Source organism: Acinetobacter oleivorans DR1, assembly GCF_000196795.1.
In the GTDB taxonomy this organism is placed as follows: Bacteria; Pseudomonadota; Gammaproteobacteria; order Pseudomonadales; family Moraxellaceae; genus Acinetobacter; species Acinetobacter oleivorans.
In genome coordinates this window covers 3,141,826-3,154,904 of sequence record NC_014259.1, presented here as the reverse complement: position 1 = coordinate 3,154,904, position 13,079 = coordinate 3,141,826, and the positions used below count along the sequence as shown (strand labels likewise).

Genomic DNA, 13,079 nt, shown 5'->3' with positions numbered 1-13,079 from the left:
TGGTTGAAATGATTAATTAAGCTGATTTTGTTTGAGCGATTTTTTATGCTCAAAATAGCTGATTGAAAAAATAATCAAGCCGACCAAATACAACACACCAGACAAAAGCAGTAAGTCTAAACCTGCCGCATAGAGTAACCAAAGTGCATAGATTGAAGCGACACTTGCAATGGCAATATGCGGCGTGCGTTTATGGCGAATGGATTCTTTAAGATAAAAAGCCGACACCAGAAAATAAGGCAGCAAAATCATCACCGATGAAATTAATAGAAGCTGGGTATAATTTTTATTGAAAAAATACACTGCAATCAATGCACCTTGCACGACAATCGTAGTCAGCCAAAGTGATGAAATGGGTACATTATTTTGATTATTCTTTAAAAATAATTTCGGGAATGCACCATTTTTTGCAGCTAAATATGGAATTTCAGTGGCGAATAACGTCCAGCTTAAATAAGACGAAGAAACTGAAATAATAAGCCCGATGGTAATAACAATCGTGCCCGGTAAACCGATCAGTTGCTGCAAAATGGTTGCCATTGATGGGTTGTGCATGCCAGCAAGCGCCTCACGACTTACCACGCCATAAGCCAATACTGTGACCATGACATAAAAACTTAATGCCAGTAACACACCTAAAATGGTCGCTTTACCAATGTCATGACGTTTTTTCGCACGCGATGATAAAACCACAGCACCTTCAATACCGGTAAATACCCAAAGGGTAATGAGCATCAGGTCTTTTACTTGCTGCCAAAGCGGAACTTTTAAAGAGAAGTCATTTAAGTTGAGTTTGAACAAATCAAATTTAAAGGCAATAAAGGTAAAGAAGATAAAAACCACCATTGGAATGATTTTGGCAATGGTTGCCAGTAAATTCACAATCGCAGCTTCTTTAATGCCTCGACTCACTAACCAGTGCACCAGCCATACAAAAATGCTTGAGCCAATCAGAGAGTAGAGCGTATTGCCTTCACCAAAAATAATATGGTCTTTGCTATCGGTAAACATGCCGACGCCTGAAAAGGCAATCACTACATAGCCGACAATACCAATGGTGGTACATAACCAATAGCCCCAAGCCGAGCAAAACCCGATTAGGTCTCCAAAACCTTCCCGTGCATAGTTATAAATACCGCCGTCAAGATCTGGTCGTTGACGCGTTAAATGCAAGAGCGTGAGGGCCAAGAAAATAATGCCGACCCCGGTAATGAGCCATGCAACAAGAAGGGCAGAGCCGTTAGCGACTTGAGCCATATTTTGCGGGAGGCTAAATACGCCTGACCCCACCATAGAACTAAAGACCAGTGCTGTAAGAGACAATAGTCCAATTTTGGCAGCAGACATGGTATTTATTCTTTAAAAAATTGAGAAAGTTCAGCAATGTGTTCTGGACCAATGCCACAACAACCGCCGACTAGACTTGCACCTGCTTTTTGCCATTGTTTAGCAAAACCAAGATAAGCTGGAGCATCTAAGTCTTTACGAATTTCATCCAGACCATCGTTGGCAGTAGCGCTTTCATCTTGCGGTGGAAAAGCATTGGCATAGGCACCAATCTGCACCGACTCTGGAATGAGTCCTTTAATTTCTTTAATCGCTTGCAAGATCACTTCAGGCTGACAGCAGTTAAACAACACTGCTTTGGCATTAGATTGTTTGATGAAATCAGCCACTTGTTGCATGTTTTCGCCTGAACGAAGTAATGCTTGTTCTTGTTTAATCTCATCTTGCAACGTAAATGACACCCAATAGTCTTTACCATCTTGTGGTAATAACGCATGTACTGTTTCAACTTCTTTTAAGCAAGATTGGGTTTCAGCGAGCCAAAAATCAACCTCTGGTGCCAATGTGTTAATGATCGGCTCAGCAAGGTTTTTAGCTTGTTCAGGTTGGAACAAGTCTGCACGGTAAGAGCCAAATAACGGCGGTAAGCAACCTGCGATTTTGACATTTTTGCCGCTTTCTTTAACTGCATTTTTTGCTTGTTCAATAGCAACTTGAATTAAACGCACGCCGTCAGTTTCAAAGCGTTCTTGGCCAATATGAAAAGGCACAACAGCGTAGTTGTTAGTGGTAATAACTTCTGAACCAGCATTAATAAAATCGAGATGTACTTCTTTTACTGTTTCTGGTGCTTCAATGAGTGCAAGCGCAGACCACTCTGGTTGACGAAACGGAGCGCCACGACGGGCCAATTCACGGCCTAAACCGCCATCTAAAATCTTCATAAATTACAACATAAAGGGAGAAAAAATATTTGATTAATCTAGCGCGTAGATGAGCCGTGTACAATCGCGAATATGCTCGATATATTTCTAAATAAATTAGATTGTTATGAATATTTTTTCTTAAAAGGAATTCTGTATATGATGTTCAGTTTTACTGATGAACTTCATGTGAAAAAGAGTGTGTATTTATTTGAAAATATAGAATAAAAAACGATCTTATAACGCGCCAAATTGTTGCCAACTTTCACCTGTGTGCTGGGTTTGATAATAGGCTTGAAGTTGTTCAAGCTGCGTAAAGTGTATGCTGCACCAAATCAATAAACTGATTAATAATAAAAGCTTACATGAGCTTCGAGTCTTGTTTTGAGAAATAAAAGCAAGCACAGCAAAAAACAGCACAGGTAAAAATATAAAGAATTGAGCAGGGGAGAAAAATAAATGAGCAGTACTGAAATATAATGCGGCTGCACTCATCAGCACATTTAAAACCGAGCATAACTTTTGATATTTACCGAGCTTAAATGCATAAGCAGTCAGAGCAAGTAACACCGCTGAGCTGACATAAATGGCTGTACCGCCAATCATCCACATATAAAACCCGCTTACCAAAAGATAAGCCAGCAGCAAAAAAAGCACGAGCTTAAAACAAAATGACAAGAGGCGAGGTGATGATTTTAAAGGCGTCATAGCGAATCTAAATATCTCAGCTGAGGTCTTAAAAAACAAAAGGACGAATCGAAATTCATCCTTTTGATATTTATTTATACATCGTCAAACTTAATTTGCTTTTGCAACTGGGGCAGTAGCAGTTTCATCGTTTGCAGCTTTGAACGGAGATGTATAGTTCAAGCCAAGTGTAGAACTTGTGTACTGACGAACTTTGTCGAGTAACACAGGATCTTTGCTTAAGTCTTGTTTATAAGAGACTACAATTTCATGAAGCTTCTGGTTCCACTTACCTTCAGTTTGCTGAGGGAAAGCTTTTTCAAGCAAGTTAAGCATGATGTATGGAGAAGTCGAAGCACCCGGAGACGCACCTAACAATGCAGTTACAGCACCATCTTTAGACGCAAAGATTTCTGTACCGAATTGAAGCGTTGCTGGTTTACCTGGTTCTTTCTTGATGATCTGAACACGTTGACCACCTTGGCTTAAACGCCAGTCTTCAGCTTTCGCATCTGGGTAGTATTTACGAAGTTCATTTAGACGGTCTTGGTCTGACATCATGACTTGGCTAACCAAGTATTTAACAAGATCAAGGTTTTCCAAGCCAACAGTCGTCATTGGTAAAACGTTGTTTTTGTTTGTTGATGCAAGTAAATCAAGCTGAGAACCATTTTTCAGGAACTTGTTTGAATATGTTGCAAATGGTCCAAACAATACATATTTTTTACCGTCGATATAACGTGTATCAATATGTGGTACAGACATTGGAGGAGCACCAAGTTCAGCACGGCCATAAACTTTTGCTGTGTGCTGAGCAGTAATTGCTGGGTTATCAGTAATTAAGAACTCACCACCAACAGGGAAGCCAGCATATTGTTTCGCTTCTGGTAAACCAGTAAGTTGCAATAATTTAACTGCTGCACCACCTGCACCAATAAATACAAAACGTGTTTTAACGTGGTCTACTTTACCAGTTTTCAAATTTTTGAAAGACACAGTCCAAGTTTTGTCATCATTTTGGCTGATGCCAGTCACTTCGGTTGAAGTCTGTAATTTGAAATTCGGGTTTTGATCTAAACGATTCACTAATTGTTTAGTGATAGAACCATAGTTTACGTCAGAGCCAACATCCATACGGGTTGCTGCAACTTTTTGACTAGGGTCACGATCGTTCATGACTAAAGGAGCCCATTGTTTAATCACAGCTGGGTCTTCAGTAAATTTCATGCCTTTGAACAGCGGGCTTTGGATCATGGCAGCATAACGCTTTTCTAAGAATTGAACGTTATCGCCCCAAACGAAAGCAATGTGTGGAACTGGATTAATGAATGATTTAGGTTCAGCTAAAACGCCTTGTTTTACCTGATATGACCAGAACTGTTTTGCTACTTCAAACTGAGAAGCAACTTTTTCAGCTTTGGCAATTTCCATCTTACCGTTTTTCTCTTCGGTATAGTTCATTTCCATAAAGCCAGAGTGGCCTGTTCCGGCATTGTTAAAGCCGTTTGAACTTTCTTGAGCAACTTGGTCAAGACGTTCATACATACGAATTTGCCAGTTTGGTTCAAGCTCGGTGAAATAAGTACCAAGAGTAGCACTCATGATGCCGCCGCCAACAAGGACAGCATCAACAACCGGCTCATCTTTTGCAGTTTCGACTTGTTTTGACGCAGTTGGTCTAAACAAGAAAACAATACCTGCAATTAAAATAAGAATGATTAATACCAGAAGGTATTTCAAAAACTTTTTCATGTAAGGGGGACCTTAAAATAAGTTATTTGAGTCACTTAAGGAGTGAGGAAACCTAGACAGCGTATCCAGACAAAAAGGATATAAATGCGAAACTGAATTCTCAAAATTAGAGAACTTCGAAAAAAATAAAAATTACTTGGGATTATCGCAAACACTCTATATTTTAGACTAATTTTGCATTGACAAGACAATTTTTATAATAAATGGGGTTCATCAAAATCATAAATATGATTTATATTTAATCAAATTGAGCTTTTGAAAGAGAGTTTAAGTTAATTATTTTGTTTTAAGTATTTGAAGTTAAAATAATAATATTAATTTGGTTAAAGTTGGATCATTTGAAGAATATTTGCCTATAAAAATAGATTAAATTTTATTTCATCCCATATTGATGTAAATAAGCTCCTTACACATGCTTATTTCCTGTCATACATAGTTCTTATTAATATTGGCTCAATGAATATGAAATTAAGGGCATATCTCTGCATAAGAAATATGCCCTTTAAGATTTTATGAGGCTACATAGAAAGGTGCAGTTGAACGTGGTAATGAGTCACGTCCACGAATCTGGTCTGCAATTTTCTCGGCAATCATAATGGTGGTTGCATTTAAGTTACCGGTAATAATCAGCGGCATAATTGAGGCATCAACTACGCGCAAACCATTCATACCATGTACGCGACCTTGACCATCTACGACAGCCATTTCGTCTTCGCCCATCTTACAGCTACAAGATGGATGGTAAGCAGTTTCTGCGTGGTTACGAACAAAGTCATCAAGCTCTGCATCAGTTTGCAAATGTTTGCCCGGGCTAATTTCTTCACCACGATATGGATCAAGCGCAGGTTGCTGCATGATTTCACGAGTGATACGAATCGCATCACGGAACTCACGCCAGTCTTGTTCCGTCGACATATAGTTGAACAAGATACTTGGATGCTCAAACGGATCTTTTGATTTCAGTCTAATACGGCCACGTGAAGGTGAGCGCATTGAACCTACGTGTGCTTGGAAACCATGCTCTTTCACTGCATTACTGCCGTTGTAGTTAATAGCAACTGGCAAGAAATGGTACTGAATGTTTGGCCATTTGAACTCATCTGAACTACGGATAAATCCACCTGCTTCAAACTGGTTACTTGCGCCAATACCTGTACCGTTAAATAACCACTCGGCACCAATGGCAGGTTGGTTATACCATTTCAAGGCAGGGTATAAAGAAACGGGTTGCTTACATTTATATTGCAAGTACATTTCTAAGTGGTCTTGCAGGTTTTCACCTACACCCGGTAAATCATGAACGACATCAATGTCCATTGATTTTAAGAAATTGCTTTCGCCAACACCTGAGCGCTGTAAAATTTGAGGTGAAGCAATTGCGCCTGCACACAGTAACACTTCGCGTTTAGCCAGAGCACGTTGTAAGTTGTTTTGATCAGCGCCAATAATGTATTCAACACCAATCGCTTGTTTTTGATTAAACAAGATTTTATTGGTCGTAGCATGAGTCAAAATAGTCAGGTTTGGACGACCTTTTGCCATATCCAAATAACCACGTGCGGTACTTGAACGGCGACCTTTTGGAGTAACCGTACGGTCCATTGGCCCAAAGCCTTCTTGTTGATAACCATTTAAGTCATCAGTACGTGGATAACCTGCCTGTACACCAGCTTCAACCATGGCATGGAACAATACATTATTGCCATTTTTCGGGGTAGCAACGGACACAGGGCCATTGCCACCATGGTAGTCATTTTCACCAATGTCACGGGTTTCGGCTTTTTTGTAGTAAGGCAAGCAGTCGGCATAAGACCAGTTTTCAAGGCCTTTATGAGTTGCCCATTGTTCTAAATCCATTGCGTTACCACGGATATAGCACATACCATTAATTAAAGATGAGCCACCTAAACCTTTACCACGACCACATTCCATACGACGGTTATTCATGTGCGGTTCAGGGTCGGTTAAATAAGCCCAGTTATAGCGACGACCTTGAAGAGGGTAGGCCAAAGCTGCCGGCATTTGTGTACGGAAATCCAAGCGATAATCCGGGCCACCAGCTTCTAAGAGTAAAACGGTGGTATCTTTGTCTTCAGTCAGACGCGCAGCAAGTACATTTCCGGCAGATCCTGCGCCAATAATAATGTAATCATATTCTTTAATATTCATAACTATCCTTTTTTTACTAACAGTTTGCCTGAGCAATCTATAAAGACTGCTCGGCATATGTGATTTAGGTTGAAGTGTTTAGAGCGATTGAGGCATTAAAAGATGCTTTGATAATCGCCAAGTTCAACTTGAATAGATTTGATACGGGTATAGTGCCCAAGTGTGGTCAAGCCATTTTCTCGGCCCACGCCAGATTGTTTGTAGCCACCCACTGGCATTTCGGCAGGTGATTCGCCCCACGTGTTAATCCAGCAAATACCAGCTTCAATTTGGTGAATAATGCGATGAGCGCGGCTAATGTCTTGCGTAACAACACCGGCAGCTAAACCAAAGGTCGTGTCGTTAGCACGACGGATGACTTCTTCTTCGGTTTCATAGCTTAAAATGCTCATGACAGGCCCAAAAATTTCTTCTTGAACAATCGCCATTTGGTCGGTGCAGTCGCTAAATACAGTCGGTAGTACATAAGCACCATTGGCAAGTTCGCCTTCTGTTGCGCGGCCACCGCCAATTAACACTTTAGCGCCTTGTTGTTTGCCTGACTCAATGAAAGACAAAACTTTTTCCATGTGAGGGAAGCTAGTGAGAGGTCCGAAGTTCGTGTCTTCAGCCATTGGGTCGCCAATGCGAATACGTTTTACGCGCTCTACAACCGCTTTTTCAAAGTCGGCTAGAAGTGATTTTGGAACGAATACGCGCGTACCGTTGGTACATACCTGACCTGAGCTAAAGAAGTTCGCCATGACTGCAATATCTGCAGCACGGTTAAGGTCGGCATCTTCACAAATAATTAGTGGCGATTTACCACCAAGTTCCATGGTCACTTCTTTAAGCGTAGAGCCAGCCGCGCTTGCCATAACTTTTTTGCCAGTTTCCACACCGCCAGTGAATGAGATTTTTTCAATCACAGGATGTTCAGTGAGCCATTGACCGATTTCACGACCCGCACCTTGCACCACGTTAAATACGCCGTCTGGTACGCCAGCTTCTGTATAGATTTCTGCAAGTTTAAATGCAGTAAGTGGGGTGGTTTCGCTTGGTTTGAAAATCATGGCATTACCCGCAGCAAGGGCAGGGGCAGATTTCCATAAAGCAATTTGAATTGGATAGTTCCAAGCACCAATACCAGCAACCACACCTAAAGGTTCACGGCGTGTATAAAAGAAACTTGATTCGCGAAGCGGAACTTGTTCACCTTGAATGGCTGTTGCAAGTCCTGCGTAGTATTCGAGTACATCTGCGCCAGTCACGATGTCGACTGTAGATGTTTCGCTAAAAGCTTTACCTGTGTCGAGTGTTTCAAGACGGGCAAGCTCATCATTTCGTTCACGAAGAATGTCGACAGCACGACGTAAAATACGTGAACGCTCCATGGCAGTCATGGCAGCCCAGATTTTTTGTCCTTGTTGGGCACTTTGTACAGCAGCTTCAATATCTTGTTCAGAAGCTTGTTGAAGAGTCGCGATTGTCTCGCCGTTGGCAGGGTTAATACTATTAAATGTTTTTCCACTGGTTGCGTTAACGTAGCGTCCATGGATATACAGTTGATGAACTTGTGCATCACTCATTTTGTCTCTCCTGCAAAGGCTTGTTCGCAAATTGAACTTGCGTTTGTACATAATCGTAAGCAATGGAACGGGCAAGGTTGCTGTCAAATTCGTTATGACGGCTTAAACTGCCTCGTAACCATAATCCATCAATCAATGCTGCCAACCCTCTAGCGGCAACACTGGCCTGTTGTTCATTCATTAACTTGAGGAAATAAAACTTCAAGTTAGAGTACAGGCGGTGATCATTAATCTTTTGCAAGCGGCTTAAGTCTGGTACATGCATACTTGCTGACCAAAAGTCTAACCAGACCCGCATTGCTTTTTCATTAACCTGACTAATGTCAAAGTTCGAGTCGATAATGGCCTTAATTTGGCTCTCTGGATGCGAATCTGCTTCTGCTCTGTACTGTTCGGTTTTACGACGCAGAACATTTAACATTTCTTGCATACAGGTATTTATCAACCCTTGTTTGTCGCCAAAATAATGGCTGACAATGCCGGTCGACAGCTCGGCTTTTTTTGCAATTTGAGCAATGGTGGTATTGGATAACCCCACTTCATAAATCACGTCGAGTGCGGCATTCATAATTTCTTCACGTCGCACGTGCTCTGGTTTTACTCTGCGTTTTGTCATGTTTTTCCACATCAGCACTTTTAGCGGTGCTTTAAATTCAGCATGTTAACTTGCAGAGCATCATAGCACTTTTTTTATCATACTTGTTATTGATTGAACGTTCAATCAATAACAAGTATGATATGTAAAAATCAATGAATTTTTGAAGATTAGCACGAGGAATAAAGCGCTAAAATCAAAAGTTCTTAAGGATAGGATGATGCGCATAAGTACATTACTTATCACGTTATTTTGAGAAAATACACCGATTGCAAGGAGCAATAAGATGGTGTTGAAAAGTGATAAATATTCTTCAGACCATATTCGGTTAAATCGTTTTGTATTTTGGAGTTCAGCCATCAGTATTGGCATTTTTGGCCTACTTTTTGTGCTGTTTCCAGAAAAAAGTCAGTTTTGGCTGACCTATGTACAAGAGCAGGTAAATCACTTTTTTGGGTGGTATTACATGTTGGTTATTGTGCTGTGTTTGGGCTTTGTCGCTTGGCTCGCTTTTTCAAAAGTAGGGCAGATTCCTTTAGGAAAAGACGACGACAAACCTGAGTTTAGTTATTTGGCTTGGACTTCAATGTTGTTCTCGGCAGGGATTGGTATTGCACTACTTTATTATGGTGTGGCTGAACCTGTTGACCATTTTCTAAGACCGCCTGAAGGTGAGTCAGGAACCATTCAGGCAGCCCGAAATGCGATGACTTATAGCTTTTTGCATTGGGGCATCCATGGCTGGGTACTCTATGCATTGCTCGGCGTCACTTTAGGTTATTTTGCTTTCAGACAAAATTTACCTCTAGCTTTGCGTTCAGCGCTTTACCCAATTTTTGGCGAGCGAGTCCATGGGTTAGTTGGTGATTTCGTCGATGGTTTTGGAATTTTAGCGACGGTTATTTCCTTGGTCACCAACTTGGGAATCGGAGCATTGGTGCTGGTATCAGGCATTTGTTATTTACTTCCGCAAATTCCTAATAACTCAGTGACCTTAATTGCTGCTGTTCTCATCATGATGAGTGTTGCCACGATCACGACAGTGGTTGGCATTGAAAAAGGTTTGGCGTGGTTATCACGTATTAATTTACGTCTGCTGTATGCCTTGCTTTTATTTGTATTTTTAACAGGTCCTACAAACCATTTATTAAATGGTCTTGTACAGAATATGGGAGATTATCTAAGCAATTTTATTGGTAAAAGCTTTGATATGTATTTATACAATCAAAAAGCCAGTGGCTGGCTAGGTTCGTGGACCGTATTTTATTGGGCTTGGTGGATTGCATGGGCACCTTTTGTCGGCATGTTTATTGCGCGTATTTCAAAAGGACGTACGATTCGCGAGGTTGTTTTAGGTGTATGCCTGATTCCTCTCGGTTTTACACTGGCTTGGATCTCGGTTTTTGGAAATACTGCCATTTACTTTATCTTGAACCAGAAACAGAAAGTTTTGGGCGATATGGTTTTAACTGATCCGGCATTGTCTTTATTTAAGTTACTCGAATATCTGCCGTTTAATCCGTATGTTGCTGGCATTGTTGTTGTAATTTGTTTCGTTTTATTTTTGACACCAGTTGGCTCTGGTACACTAATGATCGCTAATTTGTCCTCAAAAGGGGGCACCAATGATAGTGATTCACCAATCTGGTTACGCGTTTTTTGGTCTGTGGTAATTACCATTGTAAGTATTGGCTTGCTTTTAGCCGGTAGTTTTAACTCCATGCAAAGTGCTGTGGTGTTATGTGGTTTACCATTTTCAGTGATTATTTTGCTCTATATGTTTGGTTTAGCCAAAGCGTTAAAGCAAGATGATTTTGACCCTCAATTAGTGAAAAAACAGTTAGCTGTTTCAAAAGACATTTCGGTTCCGTCGAATTGTGACCAGAATAAAGTGACTGAGGTTTTATAACCCCAACCAATCACATCTATATATTATTTTTTGCGTTTAAAGTCGTCTTTTCATTGTTTTAAATAAGAGTGAAAAGACGAAATTAAATATTTTGTTTTTATTTTATTCCTTGAGGATTGTATGGCAACAGATAATCCAAGAGCAGTTGATGATTTAACATTATCTAAATCTAAAAAAGACCCGCTCAATCGTGTGGTTTTTTATTTTTCAGCTGTACTTATTTTAATTTTTTCTCTCGTCACGTTTTTGTTCAATGATTTTGCAAATAGAGTCATGAACGCCGTACTTCAGTGGGTAACCTCAACCTTTGGTTGGTATTATCTGCTTGCCGCAACGTTATATATGGTTTTCGTGATTTTTATTGCCTGTTCAAGATATGGCAGTATTAAATTAGGACCTAAGCATTCAAAACCTGAGTTTAGTTTACTCAGTTGGTCTGCGATGCTGTTTTCGGCTGGTATCGGTATCGATCTGATGTTCTTCTCGGTCGCTGAACCATTATCTCATTATATGCAACCTCCAGTCGGAGCAGGTCAAACCTATGAGGCAGCACGCCAAAGTATGGTTTGGACCTTATTCCACTATGGCTTAACCGGTTGGTGTATGTATGCCTTGATTGGCATGTCATTGGGATACTTTAGCTATCGTTATAACTTACCACTTACCATTCGTTCTGCACTTTACCCAATTTTTGGGAACAGAATTAATGGGGCAATTGGGCATAGTGTTGATACGGCTGCCGTCATCGGGACAATTTTTGGTATTGCAACGACCTGCGGGATTGGAGTAGTACAGCTGAATTATGGCCTACATGTGTTATTGGGGTTACCAGAAAATATCTGGATGCAATTTATCCTGATTGCTGTCGCGGTCGGTATTAGTGTTATTTCAGTGACATCTGGGGTCAATAAAGGCCTACGGATTTTATCTGAAATCAATATTTATGTTTCGGTTGGATTATTGCTGTTTATTTTATTCTTAGGAAATACTGAGTTTTTACTCAATGCCCTTGTCCAAAATATTGGTGACTATTTAACTCGTTTCCCTGCTTTAGCGTTACAAAGTTTTGCTTTTGAACAGCCTAAAGAGTGGATGAGCAGTTGGACTTTCTTCTTCTGGGCATGGTGGATTGCGTGGTCTCCATTTGTAGGACTCTTTCTGGCACGTATCTCAAGAGGACGTACCATTCGTGAGTTTGTATGCGGTACCTTAATTATTCCGCTTCTATTTACACTCACATGGTTATCCATTTTTGGTAATAGTGCACTGCACAGCGTTATTTTTGAAGGCAACCAAACCTTAGCAGCGACTGTGTTAGCAAATCCGGCTCACGGTTTTTATGACCTGTTAGCGCAATATCCGGGCTTTACCTTTATCGCTTCAATTGCCACCGTAACAGGGCTTTTGTTCTACGTGACTTCTGCCGATTCGGGAGCGCTGGTTTTAGGTAATTTCACGACTAAACTTACGAATATCGATAATGATGCTCCGCGTTGGTTAAGCGTATTTTGGGCAGTGGCAATTGGTTTATTAACGCTTGCTATGCTCATGACCAACGGAATTACTGCTTTGCAAAACGCGACCATCATTATGGGACTACCTTTTAGTTTTGTAATGTTCCTTGTGATGGCAGGGCTCTATAAGTCACTGAGGCTTGAAGATTACCGGCAAGCCAGTCGAAGTATGAATGCAGCTCCGGTAGTAGGCAATGTCGATATTCTGAATTGGAAACAGCGTTTAACTCGAGTGATGCATCATCCGGGAACCACTGAAACTCAACGCATGCTAGATGCAGTTTGTCTACCGGCTGTTCAGGCCGTTGCAGGTGAACTTATTAAGCAGGGCATGAATGTAGATGTGCAGCAAACGCCGCTTGAAGATGAAGAAACGCTTTTCCATCTGGATTTCACTATTCATTTGGAAGAAGAACAAAACTTTGTTTACCAGATCTGGCCTGTACGCTATAGCGCACCGAACTTCAGTCAACGTGTAAAACGAGGTAAACAGTTCTATTACCGTCTTGAAACCTATCTTTATGATGGCTCTCAAGATAACGATCTGGTCGGTTATAGTAAAGAACAGGTTATTAATGACATTTTAGATAAATATGAAAGACATATGACGTTCTTACATATTAATCGTATTAGCCCAGGGAATCGTCCATTGTTCCCAGATCCACAAGCTTAAGA

The 13,079-nt window shown here is 40.8% G+C and carries 9 protein-coding genes; 2 read left to right on the top strand and 7 right to left on the bottom strand.

The genetic code is table 11. From position 1 onward, the window contains the following. Nucleotides 1-12 precede the first annotated feature (12 nt). The 7 genes from AOLE_RS14725 to betI form a co-directional block, all read right to left on the bottom strand. Nucleotides 13-1,347 (bottom strand): basic amino acid/polyamine antiporter, encoded by a 1,335-nt coding sequence (locus AOLE_RS14725; protein WP_013198668.1) that lies wholly within the window; start codon nt 1,345-1,347, stop codon nt 13-15. A 5-nt stretch (nt 1,348-1,352) separates the two neighbouring features. Next, on the bottom strand, nt 1,353-2,231 hold the full coding sequence (locus AOLE_RS14720) for a homocysteine S-methyltransferase family protein (RefSeq protein ID WP_013198667.1): 879 nt from the start codon (nt 2,229-2,231) through the stop codon (nt 1,353-1,355). 216 nt (nt 2,232-2,447) lie between these two features. Then, nucleotides 2,448-2,918, bottom strand: a complete 471-nt coding sequence (locus tag AOLE_RS14715) for a hypothetical protein (RefSeq protein WP_023274303.1) — start codon at nt 2,916-2,918, stop codon at nt 2,448-2,450. A 90-nt stretch (nt 2,919-3,008) separates the two neighbouring features. Further along, nucleotides 3,009-4,649, bottom strand: coding sequence for a malate dehydrogenase (quinone) (gene mqo, locus AOLE_RS14710; RefSeq protein WP_005303233.1), 1,641 nt, complete (start codon nt 4,647-4,649; stop codon nt 3,009-3,011). Nucleotides 4,650-5,159: 510 nt separating this feature from the next. Beyond that, nucleotides 5,160-6,818: a choline dehydrogenase gene (gene betA, locus AOLE_RS14705; protein WP_005303235.1), complete on the bottom strand. Its 1,659-nt coding sequence runs from the start codon at nt 6,816-6,818 to the stop codon at nt 5,160-5,162. A gap of 95 nt (nt 6,819-6,913) precedes the next feature. After that, nucleotides 6,914-8,386, bottom strand: coding sequence for a betaine-aldehyde dehydrogenase (gene betB, locus AOLE_RS14700; protein ID WP_013198665.1), 1,473 nt, complete (start codon nt 8,384-8,386; stop codon nt 6,914-6,916). Beyond that, entirely contained in the window at nt 8,379-9,002 is a 624-nt protein-coding gene (betI, locus tag AOLE_RS14695) for a transcriptional regulator BetI (RefSeq protein WP_013198664.1), read from the bottom strand. Before betI ends, betB begins: the two co-directional genes overlap by 8 nt. 265 nt (nt 9,003-9,267) lie before the next feature. On the opposite strand from betI, the gene AOLE_RS14690 reads away from it, so the two are divergent. Together AOLE_RS14690 and AOLE_RS14685 are read left to right on the top strand one after the other, a co-directional pair. Further along, a complete protein-coding gene (locus AOLE_RS14690) occupies nt 9,268-10,890 on the top strand; it encodes a BCCT family transporter (RefSeq protein WP_004794056.1) in 1,623 nt (540 codons plus the stop codon). Nucleotides 10,891-11,010: 120 nt separating this feature from the next. Next, a complete protein-coding gene (locus tag AOLE_RS14685; protein WP_005303243.1) occupies nt 11,011-13,077 on the top strand; it encodes a choline transporter in 2,067 nt (688 codons plus the stop codon). Nucleotides 13,078-13,079 lie beyond the last annotated feature (2 nt).